Annotated in this window: 12 protein-coding genes and 1 riboswitch; of the genes, 3 read left to right on the top strand and 9 right to left on the bottom strand. The window is 67.1% G+C overall.

What is annotated here, in order from left to right; genetic code table 11:
- Nucleotides 1-571 precede the first annotated feature (571 nt).
- From CPBF1521_RS04350 to CPBF1521_RS04320, 6 genes are all read right to left on the bottom strand, one after another.
- Nucleotides 572-1,807, bottom strand: a complete 1,236-nt coding sequence (locus CPBF1521_RS04350) for a histidine-type phosphatase (protein ID WP_181901098.1) — start codon at nucleotides 1,805-1,807, stop codon at nucleotides 572-574.
- An 899-nt stretch (nucleotides 1,808-2,706) separates the two neighbouring features.
- Nucleotides 2,707-4,728 (bottom strand): esterase/lipase family protein, encoded by a 2,022-nt coding sequence (locus tag CPBF1521_RS04340; protein ID WP_104584597.1) that lies wholly within the window; start codon nucleotides 4,726-4,728, stop codon nucleotides 2,707-2,709.
- Nucleotides 4,725-5,768, bottom strand: a complete 1,044-nt coding sequence (locus CPBF1521_RS04335) for a DUF4105 domain-containing protein (RefSeq protein ID WP_115676131.1) — start codon at nucleotides 5,766-5,768, stop codon at nucleotides 4,725-4,727. Before CPBF1521_RS04335 ends, CPBF1521_RS04340 begins: the two co-directional genes overlap by 4 nt.
- On the bottom strand, nucleotides 5,765-6,337 hold the full coding sequence (locus CPBF1521_RS04330) for a TetR/AcrR family transcriptional regulator (protein WP_115676129.1): 573 nt from the start codon (nucleotides 6,335-6,337) through the stop codon (nucleotides 5,765-5,767). Before CPBF1521_RS04330 ends, CPBF1521_RS04335 begins: the two co-directional genes overlap by 4 nt.
- A 131-nt stretch (nucleotides 6,338-6,468) precedes the next feature.
- Nucleotides 6,469-9,183 carry a phosphoenolpyruvate carboxylase gene (gene ppc / locus CPBF1521_RS04325; protein ID WP_115676127.1) on the bottom strand — a complete coding sequence of 905 codons (2,715 nt, stop codon included), beginning with the start codon at nucleotides 9,181-9,183 and terminating at the stop codon, nucleotides 6,469-6,471.
- A gap of 473 nt (nucleotides 9,184-9,656) precedes the next feature.
- Entirely contained in the window at nucleotides 9,657-12,185 is a 2,529-nt protein-coding gene (locus CPBF1521_RS04320; RefSeq protein WP_115676126.1) for a S9 family peptidase, read from the bottom strand.
- A gap of 123 nt (nucleotides 12,186-12,308) precedes the next feature.
- A riboswitch (S-adenosyl-L-homocysteine riboswitch) is annotated at nucleotides 12,309-12,423 on the top strand.
- 31 nt (nucleotides 12,424-12,454) lie between these two features.
- On the opposite strand from CPBF1521_RS04320, the gene ahcY reads away from it, so the two are divergent.
- Nucleotides 12,455-13,897: an adenosylhomocysteinase gene (gene ahcY, locus CPBF1521_RS04315; RefSeq protein WP_115676125.1), complete on the top strand. Its 1,443-nt coding sequence runs from the start codon at nucleotides 12,455-12,457 to the stop codon at nucleotides 13,895-13,897.
- 232 nt (nucleotides 13,898-14,129) lie between these two features.
- On the opposite strand, the gene CPBF1521_RS04310 is transcribed toward ahcY, so the two are convergent.
- The gene (locus tag CPBF1521_RS04310; protein WP_115676124.1) at nucleotides 14,130-14,687 is read right to left on the bottom strand and encodes a DUF3228 family protein; all 558 of its coding nucleotides are present in this window, start codon (nucleotides 14,685-14,687) and stop codon (nucleotides 14,130-14,132) included.
- 57 nt (nucleotides 14,688-14,744) lie between these two features.
- On the bottom strand, nucleotides 14,745-15,290 hold the full coding sequence (locus tag CPBF1521_RS04305) for a DUF2058 domain-containing protein (RefSeq protein WP_115676123.1): 546 nt from the start codon (nucleotides 15,288-15,290) through the stop codon (nucleotides 14,745-14,747).
- Between the two features lie 384 nt (nucleotides 15,291-15,674).
- Here CPBF1521_RS04305 and CPBF1521_RS04300 point away from each other — a divergent pair, with 384 nt between their 5' ends.
- Nucleotides 15,675-17,045: an alpha-amylase family protein gene (locus tag CPBF1521_RS04300; protein ID WP_181901135.1), complete on the top strand. Its 1,371-nt coding sequence runs from the start codon at nucleotides 15,675-15,677 to the stop codon at nucleotides 17,043-17,045.
- A 416-nt stretch (nucleotides 17,046-17,461) separates the two neighbouring features.
- On the top strand, nucleotides 17,462-19,132 hold the full coding sequence (locus tag CPBF1521_RS21625) for a histidine phosphatase family protein (protein ID WP_235858397.1): 1,671 nt from the start codon (nucleotides 17,462-17,464) through the stop codon (nucleotides 19,130-19,132).
- A 138-nt stretch (nucleotides 19,133-19,270) separates the two neighbouring features.
- On the opposite strand, the gene CPBF1521_RS04285 is transcribed toward CPBF1521_RS21625, so the two are convergent.
- Nucleotides 19,271-20,206: a Gfo/Idh/MocA family protein gene (locus tag CPBF1521_RS04285; protein WP_115676121.1), complete on the bottom strand. Its 936-nt coding sequence runs from the start codon at nucleotides 20,204-20,206 to the stop codon at nucleotides 19,271-19,273.
- Between the last annotated feature and the right edge of the window lie 3 nt (nucleotides 20,207-20,209).

The following is a 20,209-nucleotide window of genomic DNA, read 5'->3' as shown; positions in this document are numbered from 1 at the left end:
GACTGAAGGCTTCGGCCACTGAAGGCGCTTGCAAGCGTAATCGCCTGCCGATCAGCAGTGGCAACGCTGAGAGCGCGGTGCCGCGTCCAGGGGCGGGACCGTGTGGCGGCATGGATGCCGCCACCGAGCCTCCAGGGACGGATTCACGGCATGTCCCGACACTGGATGCGGCGCCGCGCTGCCGACCAACTCCGCACACCGACCACCCCTGCGCATGAGATCTGCTGGTGCTCTGTAGAAGCTTCGGTCTGCTGCGGGTGCTTGCGCGCGTACCGGCGTGGGACACGCCGCAAGTACGTCCTTGTAGGCTCTGGCGCGGCATCCATGCCGCTCAAGGCCCCACACCGGCACGCGCGCAAGCACCGCCGATCATCGTCGGCGGCTGAAAAAAGAAAAGCCCCTCTCCTGCGGGAGAGGGGTTGGGGTGAGGGTACGGGGCGTAGCCTCTTTGCATATTCGATGACACCAGGCGTCGCGCGTACCCTCATCCGCTTCTGCGGGGCACCTTCTCCCAGTGGGAGAAGGAACAACAGGTGGTCGCCTTTTCCAGATCAGGATTGCTGCTGCACGGTTACCGATCGAGCTGCAGCTGCTTCTCAAGCGCGTGTATAAACTCCGGCAACGGGCATGCCATGCGTTGCCCAGCTGTGCAAATGCCAAGCGCCAACGTCTGCTGCAACGGCGGGTGCGCCAGATCCAACGGCGCCAGCGTCCGCAGTTGATCCAGCGATTGCGCCAGATACTGCGCACGCACTACCTGCTGCCCGTTCGGCTCGCGCCATAGGCCCAGCACCAGCGCGCCACCTGGCGGCGGATCGTCGGCGCCGTAGCCGGGCAGATGGAAGTGCAGGCCCAGCAAACTGCTCAACGCGGCGATATGCGTATCGCTGCCGATGAAAACAGAGACCGTTGGCGCCTGCATATTGCCGAAGCGCTGCAGCACGTTGCGCGCCAGCGGTGCGCCCGAGCGTGAGGCCATGTAATGCGGACGTGCGTAGATATCAAACAACAAGGCATGCAGTCGGGACACCTGCGCCAGCCGCTCGGGTGTGGCACGGCCCCAGCCGACCTGCGCCAGCGGCAGGCCTTCGGCGTATTGCAGCAGCAACACCTCGCCGGTGCCGGAGGTCAGATCGATCGGCCCACCCAGCGCCAGGCCGCGCCCGTTGGCCGACGGCCTCAGCGTGGACGGCATCTGCGCAAAGTCGCAGGGCGTGCGCGTGCAGCCCAGGATCTGCTGCATCGCCTGCAACTCGGCCGCGTGCTCCCGCAACACTGCGGCTGGGCCACCGGTTTCTCTCTCGATCGCCGCAACTGCCGCCGCGCCATCGAACGGCACTGCGCCGGCTTCGATCGGTCGGAACAACGGATCGTTGCTGCCGGCCTGGCGATGCCCGGCGACGATCCCGCAGCCCGGTGCCAGCGCCGCGGCCAGCAAGGCGCCGCTGTCGATGGTGCGCTGGTCGGTATTGGCCCAGACCGACACGCTGCCTGGTACCGGGCACCCGCTCGGTGGCAACACGCCCTGCTGCACCAGCCACTGGCGCAGATAGTCGCCGCTCAATTGCACGCCGATGCGCCCACGCGGCGTCAGCAGGCTGGCCGCTGTGGACCATTGCGGCCATGGCGCGTCGGCGTAGTGCGCCGCGGCGGCTTCGCCCTGCAGCGGTGCGCGCACGCCGTGCCGAAAGACAACCACCACGCGTTCCAGTTGCGCGGCCTGCGCGGTCTTTGCGACTGCGGGCGATCCGGGCGGACGCGGCGTGCAGCCGATCAGCAACAGCGCGCCGAAGCTGAGCGCCGGCACCAGCCATCGCAGCCAAGACGCTGTCGTCGATGCCGGCCTGATACCTGCGCGCAACGGCGCGACGCCTCTGCAGGATGGCAACAACGCAAGCCAAATCGCGTCGCTGCCGTCATCGCCTGCAGGCGTCGGGTCACTACCCTGCGCCGTTGTCATCGCGTGCCCAGAACACATGCTTGGTGGTCATCCCGTTGGTCATGGCGGAATCTACGTTGCCAATGTGCAAGGCAGACGACATCCGGCGGAACTTCGCGAACATGTCCGGGCAAGCACCACGCGCCGATATGCTGCGCATCAGCCGCACGGCCACGGTAACGGGCGCGGCAGGCGTCCTTACGAATCGCACCGCGCCGCATGGTGCGCCACCTTGCGCGGATAGCCTTCGCACCGGCCGTCAGGACGCCCTGCACAGGGCCGCGGCACGATGACTTGCGATGGGCCGGCATCAACGCATCGGCACATCTGCCCGCAGCACGCGCATGCTGCGCCACCTGCACGGGATCGTCGTTGTCCTGCGTGCTTATGCAATCACGATCGACGGGACGGCTGGGAATCCGGGTAACGCTTGATCGGTCACGGGTGGCGCTGCGGATGAAGGCGCTGCGGTCTGTGCTGGCGGCGGCGTGGTGCCCGCGGGACCGGCCGCCTGCCGTTGGCCTTCGTCGCGGCCGCGGCCGGCCAATAGCAGGGGCACCCGGATCACTGCCGACCGCATCGTGCGCATTGCCTCTTCCCTGCTTCAGGCGTCTTCGGGAAACCGCCTGATAGCACGGGCCAGATAAACAATGCGCTAGTGCGGGACGCGCATCGGATGGCAGCGCGCATTGCCGGCCGCTGGCAAATTCCACATCCGCAGTGCGTGCCCTGTAAGCCACGCCTTTCGGCAGTGCGCTGCAGCGCGATCAGAATGTCGCGGGCGTTGCGGCCGCTGGCTTGCCCTGCGCATCCGTTGCGCCCGCCGCCTCGGAGCGCAATTGCTCGTGCAGGATGCGGCGGATCTCCAGAATCGCCTGCGGCGTTTCCTGCACGCTGTGCCAGGAGGTCACCACCAGTTCGGACTCGGCACCGTCCAGGTGCGCGCTGCGATATGGCACCAGGCCATCGTCGGAGTCGGCCAGCGGCACCTGCGGTTTTTCGCGTCCGACGATGGTGTGGTAATGCACCTGCGGGGAAATCGGCAGGTCCATGCTGGCGCGCACGAACGGATCGGTATCGCGCAGGTTGTCGATGCTGGTCGGCGGCAGCAGGCGCCGCTTGCGGCGCGGGTCGCCGCCCTGCCCGCCACGCTCGCTGCTGGCCAGGTCCTGAAACACATCGCCGAAGCGATCCAGCAAGGCGATCGGCAAACGCACCAGGCGGCCGACGAAACGCCCCAGCCCACCCTCGGCCAGGGGCGTGCCGCGATGCGGCGCGGCGATGAAGATGGCACGGTCGATCTGCGGCATTGGCGAAAAATGCAGCAGCGGCGACAACTTCGCGCGGATGCGTGCACCGCGCTCGCCGTCCAGGCGGTAGTTTTCCAGCAGGGAATTCCACAGGCGCTCGCCGGACGAGGACACCAGCAGGCGGCCGATCACCCCGCCCATGCTGTGGCCGATCAACACCATGTCCTGCGATGCGATCGCCGTACCGGCCGGATCGAAGTGCTGCAGGCTGCGCTCCACCAGGGCCTGGATTTCGGCGCGGTTGACCGCCACCGGCGCATTGGTGGGGTAGTACACCTGCCAGATCTGGTAGCGCTGGCGCAGCGCTTCATCGCCCATCACTTCGTTGGCGACATTGACCCAGGCTTCCGGGCTGCTGGCCAGCCCGTGCAGCATCAGCAGCACGCGCCGGTCCGGGTCGTAGGGCTGCATCAGATACAGATGCGGGCGGTCGATGCCGCGCGCGCGGCCCAGCATCGACCGCAGCGACTGCGCGGCAAACCCGGACCTGGCCAGCCACAGCCCATAGGCGGCGGTGAAATTGGCCGCCAGCGGCACGCGCTGGCCATGCAGCACCACCTCGTTCTGGCGATACGGATCGTAGGGCACCACGGTGGCGGCATGGCCACGCAGCACCGCATCCAGCGTCTGTCCATCGAAACGCAGCAGCAGCGTTGCCGGTGCGTACGGCATCTCGCTGAAGGTCGGCAGCGGACGCTCCGGTGCTGCGACGGCGGCGGTTGGTTGCAAGGCCAGCCCGGCGGGGTCGCCGACCACTTGCGGGTCCACCTCGGCCACCAGTTCGGCCCCGAAGCCGTCGCGTCGATACGTGCTGCGCAGTCCATCGAAGCGCAACGCCGAGGCGGCGAAGATCGCGCGCGGCGTGTTGCCACCGCCCGGCAAGCGATACGCAGACATGTCGATCCTGACCTGCCAGCGACCCAGTGTGGTGGGTTCGCGCTCGGTCTGGCCGGTCTGCTGCGCGCGCGCGAACAGGCGTTCGATCACCTGCTGCACGGCATAGTTGTAGTAGTCGCGTACCTGCGTCTGGCGATTCTCGAACGCACGCGCACTGGGCGCCCGATCGGTGAAGAACAGGTAGGCGTAGGCATGCCGCGCCGCTTCCAGCCAGGCGTCGACTGCCGCATCGCTCATCGTTGCCGGGTCGCGCCCGCCCAGGGCAATCGCCTGCGCCGTCCATAGCTCGGCCTGCGTCGCCAGCCGGCGCTCGTTGCCGATGCCTGCGAGGGTGGTGAGCTGCTGCAGGCAGGGCAGCGGGTCGCTGCGGCAGGCCTTGGGCTGCAGACCGGCCACCTGCACCGTCTCGCTGCTGGCCTGGCTCAATGCGCCGGTACTGAGCACATCGCCGCGCGTGCGCGCGATGTAGTCGCCGCTGCTGTGCGATTGCACCGTGACCATCGCGCAGCCGCTCAGCCACAGGCTCGCCAGCAGTCCTGCCAGCACGGCAGCGGCGCGGCATCCACGCAGCCGCGGCGTCATCGCACTGCGCTCCCGGCTGATGCTGGTGCTGGTGCTGGCGCCTGCGGCATGCCGGCACGGATGCGCTCGGAGAAATCCGCGGCCTTGTCGGCGGCGATCGCACGTGCGGTGAAATGCCCGCGCTGCTTCAGGGTGGCGAAGTCGTAGCCGGGCATCAGCCCATCGTGATCGTAGGCGTATTCGTCGACGTAGCCGGACAGCAACAGGCGATGATCCAGCGGCAAGGTGGGCTGCAACTGCCGCGCCAACGCAAACACGATCGTGGTGCAGTTGCTGGTGAGCGTGTTGTAGAACGCCGGCGCGCGATTCAGGTCGTTGGCCAGGCCCACGTAGCCCATGAACATGCGGCGCAGCCCGGCCTTGGGAAGCGCCAGCCGGTACAGGTACATGTCCTCGCCGCGCACGTTGGTGCGCACGCGCAGGATGTCGCGCTCGTCGGCGGCCACCAGGGTTTCTTCGAAACTGCGGAAGAACCCGCCCAATGCCGAGAACGATTCGCCACGCTCCTTGCGGATTTCCAGCGAGAACACCACGTGCGAGCCGTCGTCGAAACCGAACGACACCAACGTGTGCGCGATCGCCGGGCCCATCCAGTACGACAGCGCCAGGTCGGCGCTGACCAGGCGATCCAGGTCGTACTGGCGGGTTTCCCAGCGCGGCTGGTAGTCGGTTTCGCCATGCCAGTCGAAATTGCGCACGTTGTGCAGCGTGACGATGTTGCCGTGCACCTCCGGCTGCAGGCGCTGGGCGACATCGTCGGCCCAGTCGCGCTCCTGGCTGGGCTGCATCATCCACCACGACAGCGCCAGCACCGCGAAGGCGGCACTGAAGATGCCCACCAAGGCCCAGTTCTCGCGGCCACGCCGCAACCCCCACAACGCCGCGATTGCCATCGCGCACCACGAGCCCACCCACGCCGCGCGCACGAACGCATTGCCGGTCAGCGCGAAGTAGATCGCCAGCCCGCCCCAGAGCGCGGCCAGCACCAGCGCCCCCCGCAGCGCCCAGCGCCCGATGCGCGAACGCGTGGCCGGTTTCATCGGGTGCCGCCTTCCGGCACCTGCATGCCCAGTGCGTGCATCAACAGGTCGGCCGAGCGATGGGCAAGCCGTTTGCGTTCGGATTCGTCGTTGCCGCGCAGGCAGCTGCCCAGCATGTCGATCACCAGCAGCAGTTGCTCGTCATCGACATCGGCACGGCACAGGCCGGCGTCGCGGGCGCGATGCACGAACGGCAGGAAGATGTGCACCACACGCCGGTCGGCAGCGTCCACGGCCGGGTGCGCGCGTTCGATCGAACGCCAGAAATCCACCAGCGGCGCGGACTGGGCGATGTGCTCGGCCACATCGTGCAGCAGCACGGCCAGCCCGTCCGGGCGCTCGGCCAGATCGGCGGCCAGCCGTTCCAGGCCATCCAGGCCACGGGTCATCAGCGCCGTCATCAGCGCGAGCCGGTCGGGGAAATTGCGGTACAGCGTGGCGCGGCCAAGGCCGGCACGCTCGACCACCAGTTCCAGCGGGGCGTTGACGCCGTGTTCGCTGAACACTTCGTCGGCAGCATCGAGTATCTGCCGGCGGCGCAGCGCGGCATCAGGGCGGGAAGTCGTCATCGCGGCATTATCGGACAGATTTGTCCGGTAACACCAGAGCCCGCTTCACCAATCCGCGCCCTCTCCGACCAACGGTCTGCTCCGGCAGTCTGCTCCGGCAGCCGCCTCCGACGGCCGGAGCAGCGAACGGATCAGCCGGTGTTCTGCACGCCCTGCGAGACACCGTTGACGCAGGCCACCAGCGCGCGCAGCAATTCGTCGTCTTCGCCATCGGTGGCGCGCCAGCGTTGCAGCAGGTCCACCTGCAGCACGCTGATCGGGTCGATGTAGGGGTTGCGCAGGCGGATCGACAAGGCCAGCCGCGGGTCGTGCTGCAGCAGCGACTGCTGGCCGGTCAACGCCTTCACCCAGCCCTTGGTCAGCGCCAGCTCGGCGCCGATGCCCGGGAAGAACCGCGCGTGCAGGTCGCCCGACAAGCGCGAAAACAGCTCGGCGATGGTGAGGTCGCCCTTGGACAGCACCATCGCCACGTCGTCGAGGAAGGTGCGGAAGAATGGCCAGTCCTGCGCCATCTCGCGCAAGGTCTCCTCGTGCCCCGCATCCACTGCCGCCTGCAGGCCGCTGCCCACGCCGTACCAGCCCGGGATCACCGCACGCGCCTGGCTCCAGGCGAACACCCACGGAATCGCGCGCAGGTTGGACAAGGCCGCGTCCTGGCCGAGCCGGCGCGACGGACGCGAGCCCAGCGTCATGCGTTCGATCACATCGATCGGCGTGGCCAGGCGGAAGTACTGCATGAAATCCGGCGCGCCAACGAAGGCGCGATACGCCACGGTGCTGCGCTCGGCGACCAGATCCATCACCGGGCGCCAGCGCTCCTCGCGTGGCTCCGGCGCACGCGGACGCAGGCTGGACAGCAGCACCGCGCCGGTCATCTGTTCCAGCGAGCGCAGCGCCAGGGCACGGATGCCGTACTTGCGATGGATCACCTCGCCCTGCTCGGTCACGCGCAGCCGGCCATCGACACTGCCGCGCGGCGCGGCATCCAGCGCGCGGCTGGTCTTGCCGCCGCCACGCGCGATCGAGCCACCGCGGCCGTGGAAGAAGGTCAGCCGCACGCCGAGTTCGGCGGCAGCCTCCAGCAGTTCGACCTGCGCGCGTTGCAGCCCCCACCGCGAGGCGGTGATGCCGCCGTCCTTGCCGCTGTCCGAATACCCCAGCATCACCATCTGCGTATCGCCGCGCGCAGCCAGGTGCTGGCGGTAGACCGGGTCGGCGAGCAGGTCCTGCACGGTGCCGGTACCGCCGCGCAGATCGTCCACGGTTTCGAACAGCGGCACGATATCCAGCGGCACCGTGCCGGCGTCGTCGACCAGACCGCCGCGGCGCGCAAGCGCCAGCACGGTAAGTACATCAGCGCGGTTGTGCGCCATCGAGATGATGTAGCTGCCCAGCGCATCGGCGCCATGGCGGCTGCGCGCATCGGCGAGCGCGGCGAACACCGCATCCAGCCGCGCATTGCCTTCGTCATCCACGCGCGGCAATGCCTGTTCGCCAGATGCATACGGACCGAGCAATGCGGCGCGCTGGGTGGCGTCCTGTTCGTCCCAGTCCGCCTGACCCAATGCGTCGGCCACCGCGCGCGCATGCACGCTCGATTCCTGGCGCACGTCCAGACGCGCCAGGTGGAAGCCGAAGCTGCGCACGCGCCACAACAGGCGGCGCACCGCGAACCAACCGGCGTGCAGGCCCTTGTTGGCCTGCAGGCTGTCCAGGATCAATTGCAGATCGTGCTCCAGCTCGGACGGACTGGTGTAGGCGCCCTCGGCATCGTCCAGCGTGGCCTGCAGGCGAGCGCGCATCAGATCGTTGAGCAGCCGGTACGGCATGTCGCCATGGCGCGGACGCGAGCGTGTGGCGTCCTCCGGCAACAACGCGCGGTAGCGCTGCAGTTGCTCGCTCAACGCCGGGCTCACCGCCACCAGCGTGGTCGACTGGCTGAGCAGGCTGGCCAGTTGCCAGAGTTCCTTCTGATACCGGTCCAGCACCGCACGCCGTTGCGCATCCAGCGTGCCGGCAATGGTGGTGGCATCCACATTGGGGTTGCCGTCCATGTCGCCGCCGACCCAGGTGCCGAAGCGCAGCAGCCGCGGCAGGGTCGGCACACTGCCGTAGGTCTCTTCGATGGCGTGTTCGAGGGTTTCGTACATCACCGGCACCACGCGATAGAGCACCTGGGTGAGGTAGAACCCCACATGCTCGCGCTCGTCCTCCACAGTGGGACGCACTGGCGAGGAGTCGGCGGTCTGCCAGGAGGCGGTCAGGGCCATGCGGAAGCGCGCCGCGTCGGTGGCGCGCTCGTTGGGCGTGCGCATGCCGTCCAGGTTGTCGACCAGGCTGGCGACCATCAACTGCTCTTTTTCCAGCAGCGCGCGGCGCACCGCTTCGGTGGGATGGGCGGTGAACACCGGCTCCACGTCGATGCGCGGCAACCACGCGCTGAGTTCGTCCAGGCTCACGCCCTGTGCCTTGAGCCGACGCAATGCGTCGTGCAGGCCATCGGGCTGCGGCGTGTCAGTGCCGCTGCGCTGGTACTCGCGGCGGCGGCGGATGCGGTGCACGCGCTCGGCGATGTTGACCACCTGGAAATAGGTGCTGAAGGCACGCACCAGCGACTCGGCCTGGCGCGGTTCGCGCCCGGCCAGTTGCGCGCTCAGCGTGGACGGCGGCGCATCGCCCTCGCGCCGAGCAATCGCGGTGGTGCGAACGCGTTCGACTTCCTCGAGGAATTCCGCAGAGACCTGCTCGGCGAGCAGGTCACCGACCAGGGCGCCGAGCCGACGCACGTCGTCGCGCAAGGGCAGGTCGGGGGTAGCGAACACAAGACTGCTGCGGTACTCGTTCATCGGAAACGCACACCCTCTCAAGCGCAAAGTCGTCGAAGACTAACCCAAAAGGATTAGATGATCGCGACCGGCACGACGGTTTCATCATCAACCATCGTGTGGGCCTACCGACGACTCCGTAGGAGCGCGCTGGCGCGCGACGAGAGTTTGCAGGTCGGGCAAGCCGCGCCTACGAGGTGGGGCTGGCCTGGTCATGCCCATCGCGGGCAAGCCCGCTCCTGCGGGGTGGGGTTGTCCGGGTAACGCCCATCGCGGACAAGCCGCGCCTGCGGAGTGGGGCTGTCCTGTCATGCCCCCGTCGCGCCCGGGTGCGCTCCTACGGGTGATCGCGGCAATCGCGTGGGCGGCGCGGCGATGCGTCCCGGGACGCGCGGGCCGCATCCACGTAGGAGCGCACCCGGGCGCGACGACACTTCACCGCTAACCCCGCATCGCGCGCAAGCGCGCTCCTATCGGTGCCGGCCCACCATCGATCAACGCGTACGGGTCGCGCCGGTCTCCTTCATCGGTTCGCCGAGATGGGTCTTCAACCACTGCTCGCTCTCGGCCAGCATCTGCAGGATCGACTGCCGTGCGCGATACGCATGCGATTCGTTGGGCAGCAGTACCAGCCGCGCGGTGCCACCCAGACCCTTGATCGCGGCGAACATGCGCTCGCTCTGGATCGGGAAGGTGCCGGTGTTGTTGTCGTCCTGGCCGTGGATCAGCAGCAGCGGGTCCTTGATCCTGTCGGCGTAGTTGAACGGCGACATCGCCTGGTACACCGATTGCGCCTGCCAGTAGTTGCGCTCCTCGGCCTGGAAGCCGAACGGCGTCAGCGAGCGGTTGTAGGCGCCGCTGCGCGCGATGCCGGCCTTGAACAGCCGCGTGTGCGCAAGCAGGTTGGCGGTCATGAAGGCGCCATAGGAATGCCCGCCGATGGCGATGTGTTCGCGGTCGGTGACCCCGCGCCGCACCACTTCGTCCACCGCGGCCTGCGCATCGGCGACCAGCTGCGGCACGTAGGTGTCGTTGGGCTCGGCATCGCCCTCGCCGACGATCGGCATGGTCGGGTTGTTGAGCACCACATAGCCGATCGCCAGGAACGCCTGCGGGCCCCAGTAGCTGATCGCGTTGAAACGGTACGGCGAGTCGGTGACCTGGCTGGCGGTATCGGCACTCTTGAACTCGCCCGGGTAGGCCCACATCAGCAGCGGCCGCGGGCCGTCGCGCTTGGGGTCGTAACCGGGCGGCAGCAGCAGCGTGGCGGTGAGGTCCACGCCATCGGCGCGCTTGTAGCGGATCTGCTCCTTCTGCACGCCGCGCAACTGCGGCAGCGGGTGGGCGAAATGCGTCAACGCCCGCGGTGCAGGCGCTGCGTCGCCCAACGTCTGCACGACGTAGTTGGCCGGCTCCTCGGGCGATTCGCGGCTGAGCAGCAACTGCGTGCCCTGCGCGTCCAGCAACGCCAGCGGCGCGGAATAGCTCGGCGCCTGCGAATGGAACAGACGCGTGGCACGCTTGCTGCGCAGATCGAAGCGATCCACGAACGGGCGATCACCTTCCGGCGAAGCGCCCTTGCCGAGCAGGAACAGGCTGTTGCCGTCGGCGCCGGTCTGCAGCAGCGTGCGGCCCTTGCCGTCGGCCACGGTCGCCGGCGTGCCGGGATCGTTGTAGCGGTCCTGCGAGGAGCGGTCCCAGAGCAATTCGGGTGCGCGCTGTGGCTGGTCCGGTGCGATGCGCCACTGTTTGGTGCGGCGGGTCTTCCACCAGCTTTCGCTGAGGATGGCCAGATCGCCGCGGCCCCACTGGATGCCTTCATACCGGCTACCCAACCGTGCCAGCGTCACCGGCGCGCGCGCGAACGGCGCGGCCTGCATCAGCACCGCATCGCGGACCGTGCTCGCGCGGGCCGGATCACCGCCGTCCTGCGCCTCGGCCCAGACCAGCGTGGCCGGCGCATCGGCGCGCCAGGCGATGTCGCGCACGCCGGTGGGCACCGCGTCGTTGCCGGTCGGCAGGCCTTCGACCAACGGCAGCTGGGCGATCTGCCGCACCAGCTTGCCCTGCAGGTCCAGCACCTCGATGCGGCGGGCGAAGTTGTCCACCGGCACCACATATGAAAACGGCCGCTCGGCGCGTTCGCTCAGGAGGTAGCGGCCATCCGGCGATACCGACAGGTTGAGATAGATGCCGGGCGTGGCGATCGGGCGCACCTGCCCGGTCACGCCGACGATGATCGGCTGGCCGGTAGCGTAGTACTCGAACACGCGTGCGTCGGCCTCGTTGCGCAGCAGGTCCTGGTAGGTCGGCAGCGAGCGCACGCCGGCCGCGGCACTGGTCTGCTGGATCGCCGGGCCGGCCGGGTTCGCGTCGCGCGCCGGTGGCGTGCCCTGCCCGGCCACCTGCTGTTGCAGCAACAGGCCGCTGCCATCGGGCAACCAGTGCAAGGCGTCGTCGACGCTGGTGTTCAAGCCGGCGACCAGGCGCCTGGCCTGCCCGGCCGCCACGTCCACCAGCCACAGTTCGTTGGCCCCGCTGGCCGCGTCCTCGCGGCGGAACGCCAGATAACGCTGATCCGGCGACCAGCTCACCGTAGCCAGCGCCAACGGCGTCGGCAGACCGGTGATCTGCCGCTCGCTGCCATCGGCCACCGACAGCAGCCACAGCTTGTCGGCAAAGGCAAACCGGCTGCTGGCAACCGTCTTGGGATGGATGCGCAGGCCGGCCAGCTTGAGCTCGGGCTGGGCCACTTCGGCGATGTCCGGCAATGCCGGCAACTGCACCATCGCGCCCAGGTCGCGTTTGGGCGACAGGTGCAGCAGCGGTGCGCGCGGGGCATCCACCACCGCCTGCAGCGCCTTGGAGGGCAGCTGGTAGCCGGTGCTTGCCGCGGCAGCGGGCTGGGCGACCGGTGCGACGGCTGCCGCTGCAGCCAGTGGTGTTGCGCTCAGCGCCAGCGCGCCGACTAGGACCCATCGCTGCCGCCGCCTGCCGTGCCGTGCATCGGGTATCGCCTGCATTGTCCATCCCCAGTGTCGATCGACTCCGGACCATAGCAGCCGCCCGCGCACCGCTCCCCCTGCCGTTGGTTGGGTGCACACCAATTCATGCCGGAGGGGGGTGCTGCCGATATAATCGATGCTCTCGTCGAGGGGCGCTGCGACCGGTATGGCGGACTGATCTGCCTACTGCACCACAGGTGCAGGAAACTACGGCCAGGCTCGACCAGCATTCATCGTTCAACGGCGCCCGGAACTGCAGACATTTGTTTGCCTACCGGAGCTATTGCATGAACGCTGTCGCAAAAACCGTCGCGCAGACGGACTACAAGATCGCCGATCTTTCCCTGGCCGATTGGGGCCGCAAGGAACTGGACATCGCCGAGCACGAGATGCCGGGCCTGATGTCGATCCGCCGCAAGCATGCGCAGACCAAGCCGCTGAAGGATGTCCGCATCACCGGCTCGCTGCACATGACCATCCAGACCGCAGTGCTGATCGAAACGCTCAAGGACATCGGTGCCAACGTGCGCTGGGCCTCGTGCAACATCTTCTCCACGCAGGACCACGCGGCCGCCGCGATCGCCGCCTCCGGCACGCCGGTGTTCGCCTGGAAGGGCGAGACGCTGGAAGAGTACTGGGACTGCACCCTGGACGCGCTGACCTTCACCCTGCCCGACGGCACCCAGACCGGCCCGGAGCTGGTGGTGGACGACGGCGGCGACGTCACCCTGCTGATCCACAAGGGCTATGAGCTCGAAAACGGCAGCACCTGGGTCGACGAGCCGGCCTCCTCGCACGAGGAAGGCGTGATCAAGGCGCTGCTCAAGCGCGTGGCCGTCGAGCGTCCGGGTTACTGGACCCGTGTGGTCAAGGACTGGAAGGGCGTCTCCGAAGAGACCACCACCGGCGTGCACCGTCTGTACCAGATCGCCGAAGCCGGCAAGCTGCTGATCCCGGCCATCAACGTCAACGACTCGGTCACCAAGAGCAAGTTCGACAACCTCTACGGCTGCCGCGAGTCGCTGGCCGATGGCCTCAAGCGCGCGATGGACGTGATGCTGGCCGGCAAGGTTGCGGTGGTCTGCGGCTATGGCGACGTCGGCAAGGGCAGTGCCGCCTCGCTGCGTGCCTACGGTGCCCGCGTGATCGTCACCGAGATCGACCCGATCTGCGCCTTGCAGGCGTCGATGGAAGGCTTCGAGGTCAACACCATCGAATCCACCCTGGGCCGCGGTGACATCTATGTCACCACCACCGGCAACAAGGACATCATCACCGTCGAGCACCTGCAGGCGATGAAGGACCAGGCCATCGTCTGCAACATCGGCCACTTCGACAACGAGATCCAGGTCGATGCGCTGAATGCGTTGAAGGGCGTGGAGAAGATCAACATCAAGCCGCAGGTCGACAAGTACGTGTTCGCCAACGGCAACGCGATCTTCCTGCTGGCCGACGGCCGCCTGGTCAACCTGGGCTGCGCCACCGGCCACCCGAGCTTCGTGATGTCCAACTCGTTTGCCAACCAGACCCTGGCGCAGATCGACCTGTGGGAAAAGCGCGACAGCTACGAGAAGAAGGTCTACATCCTGCCCAAGCACCTGGACGAGGAAGTGGCACGTCTGCACCTGGAAAAGATCGGCGTCAAGCTGACCACCCTGACCAAGGACCAGGCCGAGTATCTCGGCGTGGACGTGGCCGGCCCGTACAAGCCGGATCATTACCGCTACTGATCAGCCGGGCGGTTGATTGCCCGGATGTCACCGCTTGAACAGGACGGGCGCCGCAAGGCGCCCGTTTTCTTTGCAGGATGCCGGATGGTGATGGCCATGCGTGGAAGCGGCCCCACACGGCGATCGACCTCCGCTCGCCGCATGCGGCGACATCGACAGGCCCGAGTTAAGCAGCAGCGCTCTTTTCCCTGCCGCGCGAAAAGTCGCACAATACGCTGCAGCTGGCGGCCTGCTACGGCCGCCAGTTCGCATTGCGTTCCCAGAACGCAACGCTGCGCCGGTACGCGTCGCGGTCCAGTGCCACACCGGAGCCGCCCTCGTCCACGCCCAGTGCATTGCGCAGCATGGTGATGGGCGCCATCGGAATTTCTTCCGGCTCGGTGGTGTAGAGGCAACCGACCACGCCCCAATCGGCGTCGATCGGCGCGCCTTCCCTGGCCAGTTGATCGCGGCTGTAGAGGATCGGCAGCAAGTACGTCGCCACCGGGGGCTCCACCCCTTCGAACCAGCGCACCAGCACCGGCAACTCCTGCGTGCTGCGTGCCTCATAGCCGGAACGCAACTGATGGCGGTTGTCATCGGTGATCGGCACAGTGAGGCAGCGCGTCGAGGTCCAGTTGCGGTGCACATGCAGCTGGCAGAACGGCGCATAGCCTGCGATCACGCGTACCGGCGTTTCTTCGTTGAGCCGCTGGATGAACTGCTCGGGCGTGCAATCCTGGATGGCGTTGCGACGACCATCGCGGGGAAACAGACGGGTGCGGGCAAACGGTGTGAGAACGATGGACATGACGGTGGTAAGTGGCAAAGAACGCCAGGGTAGCCTGCAGCCCTGCCATGCGACCACTTACCAGATCAGATCGTCCGGTACCTTGAACTGGCTGTAATAGTCGTCGTCGCTGTCCGGCGCCGATGGCGTGCTGCTACGGCCATGATCCAGCACCACAACGTCCGCATCGCGGCTGTAGACCTTGTCGGCAGCGGCGCGCGGAATCAGCTCAAAGCCATCGCCATGCCGCACGATCACCAGCGCGCCGCTGGCCAGCTGGCTGCGGAGCGCAGTGTTGACCAGCACGCTGCGGATGACGCTGCCGTCGTTGAAGCGGTAGTCGATCTCGCCCTCACGCTTGACCTTGTTGGTCTCCACGATCTGCCGGACCTGGGCCAGCAGTTCCTGCCGCCGCAGCTGCACCTTGCGCTCCTCGGCCAGTGCGCGATCACGCTCGGCGCGCTCGGCCTGCAGGCGCGCTGCATCCACCTTGTCGGCATCTGCGGGCAATGCCGCCCCGCCCTTGGCATGACGTTGCTTGACCTGCTCACGCGCCACCTTGTCCACCTGGGCCTTCTTGACCAGCCCGGCCTTGAGCAGTTGTTCTTGCAATGGATTACGCATGGGAAGGATCGGCAATGAACTGGCCGCTAGTTTAGCGCGCCCGGCACCCGGCTTCCGCGAGCTCCCGGCCGAAACCAAGCGCGGCGCCGTTCGCCGCTGCGCTGCATTGTGCGACCGGCCACCCTGTTGCCGCCGAACGCCGTGCGCAGTTCCGCGGTCCATTGCATTGAATACGTATGCACAACACCGATGTTGCGTCGCGATGCACGCTTAGCATCACCGCGCGCTGCACGCCGTGCGCGCGCTCTCCGGAACAGGGGCCGGAGGCCTTGCCGCGGGCAGCGTGATGCACACGCCGGCCTGCGCCTACCACTGGAGAACCACCCGATGCGCACCACACCTGCCCACTCTCCAACCTCGGCCCTGCAGCGCGGCGCCCGCGCATTGCTCACCGCGCTGGCCTTGCTGCTGGTGACAGCCAACGTCCAGGCCGATGTCATCCTGCATGCCTTCAACTGGCCGTATGCCACCGTGGAAGCGCGCGCCAGGCAGATTGCCGATGCCGGGTATCGCAAGGTCCTGGTTGCGCCGGCGTACCGCTCCGAAGGCAGCGCCTGGTGGGCGCGTTACCAGCCGCAGGACATCCGCCTGATCGACAACCCGCTCGGCGACACCATCGCCTTCAGGCGCATGGTGCAGGCATTGGCCAACAACGGCGTGGAAACCTATGCCGATGTCGTGCTCAACCACATGGCCAACGAGGCGGCGACACGTTCGGACCTCGATTACCCCGGCAGCGCCGTGCTCGCGCAATATGCTGCAGATTCGGGCCGTTACGATACGTTGCGCCTGTTCGGCACCCTGCAATCGAACTTGCTGAGCGCCAGCGATTTCGGCCCGGCACAGTGCATCACCAACTACAACGACACCTATCAGGTGCGCACCTATCGTATCTGCGGTGGCGGCAGCGATCCGGGCCTGCCGGATCTGGTCGGCAATGAGTGGGTGGTGCAACAGCAGCGCGCCTATCTGCAGGCACTCAAGGGCCTGGGCGTCACCGGCTTCCGGGTCGACGCGGCCAAGCACATGTCCTTCGACCACCTCAACCGCGTGTTCGATGCCGGCATCCGCTCCGGCGTGTATGTGTTCGGCGAAGTCATCACCGGCGGCGGCACCGGTAACGGCGATTACGATCAATTCCTGGCACCGTATCTGCAATCCACACCGCATGCGGCCTACGACTTCCCGCTGTTCAACGCGGTCCGCAATGCATTCGCCATTGGCGCGAGCCTGCAGCAGCTGGTGGATCCGGCATCCACCGGGCAGGCCTTGCCAGGCAATCGCGCGGTGACCTTCGCCGTCACCCACGACATCCCCAACAATGCCGGCTTCCGTTACGCCATCCTCGACCCGGTCGATGAGACGCTGGCGTACGCGTATCTGATCGGCCGCAACGGCGGCATGCCGATGATCTACACCGACAACAACGAAAGCGGCGACAACCGCTGGGTCAATGCCTATCGACGCGAGGATCTGCGTCGCATGATCGGCTTCCACAACGGCATGCAGGGCACCGACATGCAGGTACTGTCGTCCAGCGCCTGCCATATCCTGTTCCGTCGTGGCAGCCTGGGCATCGTTGGCATCAACAAGTGCGGCAATCCGGTCACCACCACGGTGGGCATGAACAACAGCGTGTTGTACTGGAATGCCGACTACACCGATGCGCTGGGCTCCGGCAACGTGGTCCGCATCACCGGCAGCTCCCACACCTTTACGCTGCCGGCGCGTGGCGCGCGCATGTGGCGTCGCTGAGCGATCGCCACGGTTGTTGAATCGGCCGCACGCAGGTGACCGTTGACCGGGCAGGTAAGCATTCGCACGCCTGTGCAGCACCGCGTCACCAGCCGCTCGATACGCGGCCTGCGCCGCAGCATGCGCGCGCAGGCCGCGTGCTTTCAGGCATCCGCATGCGGCCATGGCGGGCAGTCGTGCCGCGGCTGCCGCCTTTGTATCCAGTGGCCATCAACACAAACTTGGACAGGCGCTGAATCAAACCGGCACGGAGAGTCTGTTGATGCAACGAATCCTGCTGCGTCCCGGACCTATGTGGCAGCCCGATGCACGCCGTTGTCGTCTGCAGGCAGGCGTGCCGAGTGCAGCGAAGGGCGTTGCCCGGTCATCGGACAACGTTCTCGACCGCCGAACAATCGAGCAACCGGAGCAAGCCGATGCCTCTGTACTTCGTCCGCCATGGCGAGTCGCTCGCCAACGAGCAGAACTATTTTGCCGGTGCGCAGGATTCGCCGCTGACGCCACTGGGCCGCCGACAGGCCCGGCAGGCAGCCGACTTCGTTCGAGAACGCGGGCTGCGTTTCGACCAGGTGCATGTCTCGACGCTCGAACGCGCCCAGGCCACCGCGGCGATCATCCTGGAAGGCGTCCGCGACGCACCGCAGGTGCTGTACAGCGATGCGCTGAATGAGCGCGACTTCGGCATTTTCGCCGGCAAGAACAAGACGCTGATCAAGAAGTCGATCGGCCATGGCCTCTTCGATGCCTGTTTTCACGATGCCGATGGCGCACCGCCTGACGGCGAGCACTGGATGGACATGTACGCGCGTTGCAAGCACTACTACGACACGGTGCTGGCACCGCTGGACCGCCAGGGCAAGCAGGTGCTGGTGGTGGCGCACAAGTACATCGTCGAAGTGTTCGCATTGATCGCCTCGGGCCTGCCGCCCGCCGAGTACATGGACTTCCGGCTGCCCAATTCGCGCCCGTTGTCGTGGGAGGAGCTCAAGCGCATGACCGCGCGCAGTTCCTCAGGTCTGAACTACCTGGGCGAGCAGACCGAAATCCATTTGCTGCAATGGATGCTGATCGCCGCCGTGGCCGGCTTTGCGTTGTCGTGCGTGGGCCTCGCAGTGCCGCACGGGCTCACCTCCACCGCCATCGTGGCGCTGCTGGCGGTGAATGCGTTCTTCCTGTCGGTGCGTATCGAACCGGGTGCATTGCGCCTGACCGGAGGACCGGAGAACCTCGCATTGAGCGTGGTCAGTCTTGCACGCGCCGGGCTGGCCATGGTGCTGCTCACGCAGTCGCATAACGAGTGGGTGCATGTCCTCGGCTTGCTGCTGATCGTGCCACCAGCGCTGTCGGTGCCCACCTTCTCGCTTGCGCGCGGCGGCGATTACTTCTTTGCGGCGCGCTACACCCTGGTGCTGTCGATCGTGCTGCCGGCTGCATTGCTGTTGCTGTTCCTGGATCACCACGAGGTGCTGGGCAGTGCGCATGCACTGGAGCGCTTCTTCGTGGTGTTGCTGATCGCGCTGGCGGTGCCATCCCTGCTGGCACAGGGCTGGCGACGTGCGCGGCCGATCGCAGCCGGCAAACTGGCCACCAACTGGGGCTGGGCGGGCTCGCTGACGATGGTGCCGCTGGCCTTGCTGGTGGGGCTGCAAGCGGGTGGCAGGCCGTTGGCAGACGCCCTGGGGCATGGGGGTTGGCAGGCATGGGCCGCCTTGCTGCTGCCGTTTGCGCTGCTGCTGGCCTGCCGCCTGGGCAGCGCAGCGTATCTGTCCGCCTACCAGCGCGTGACGGGCAAGGCCGTGTCCGCGGCGATCGCCTCGGACATCCACCTGCTGCAGACCTCGCCGAACATCTTCCTGTGGCTGAGCCTGTTGCTGCCCGGCACGTTCGCACATGCACCCACGCTGGTTGCCGGCACGTTGCTGGGCTTTTTCGCCTTTGCGCTACTGGACGAGACATGGGTGGTACGGCGCTTCCGTGCGCAGATCACTCCCGCGCTGCACCAGCACGCTGCGCGCACTGCGACGCGCGCCAGGCCGCTGGATGCGAGCGGCGTGGCAGCTGGCACCGTGGCGCTGGACAGCAGGTAGGAGCGCAGGCACCATGCACATCGCTGCATGCGCCTGGTGCCGTGTCATTGCCCGGGTCGTCGAGACCTCAGTCGGGGTGTTGCGCACAGCGCACTTCCATTCCACGCCATGCTGGAACGCGAGCGATACCGCGCCGATTTACCAGGCAAATGGCGCGGTGACCTTGCGCGCGCCGAGCATGAACGCATCGGCCACATGCACGAACGGGGTGACGTCCACCTCCGACTCGCCGGCACGCACCAACTGTACGAAACGGCGGTACAAACCGTCGTACTCGCCGGCTGCCACCACTGGCTGCGGCTGGCCATTGATGCTCAGCCTGGCACCGCCCTCGCTGAGCATGAGCAGGCCATCGGTGGTGTCCACTTCGATATCCCAGCGCTGATGGCCGGTCTGCAGGAAGTCGAATTCTGCCGTCACCGGCACACCCGCGGTATCGACAAAGCCGAGCCTGGCGTACAGCGGTGCCTGACGGTTCTCCGGTGTGTGCAGCTCCGCCTCGCGCAGCGCGAAGGGGCGCGGCAACAGATGCGTGACGATGGACAGCGCGTTGATGCCGGGATCGAACACGCCCATGCCACCCGGCTCCAGGATCCAGTCCTGGCCCGGATGCCAATGGCGGATGTCTTCCTTCCAGGTGATATGCGCGCGCAGGATCTGCTTGTCGGCCAGCCACGCCCGCGCAGGCGCCACTGCGGCGGCGCAGCGCGAATGCCAGCTGGTGAACAGGCTGCGTTGCGCGCGCTGCGCCAATGCGCGCAGGTCGTGGATCTCGGCCAGGGTGGCGGCCGGGGGTTTTTCCAGGAACACATGGCGCCCGGCAGCCAGCGCGGCCTGTGCCTGCGTATGCCGCCCCACCGGTGGCGTGCACAGCGCGACCGCTTCAATCTGCGGATGCGCCGCGAAGGCCTCTTCCAGGGTGTGATAGGCCGGCACGCCGTCGACCGTGCCATGCCGGCTCACGGTGGCCACCAGCTGCACATCGGCGCGCGCGGCGATGGTGGGCACGTGCTGGTCGCGGGCGATCTTGCCGATGCCGACAAGGGCAATGCGCAATGCGTCTGGATGCTTCATCGA

This window comes from Xanthomonas euroxanthea, assembly GCF_900476395.1.
Taxonomy (GTDB): domain Bacteria; phylum Pseudomonadota; class Gammaproteobacteria; order Xanthomonadales; family Xanthomonadaceae; genus Xanthomonas; species Xanthomonas euroxanthea.
This window is presented reverse-complemented; position numbering and strand designations above follow the sequence as displayed.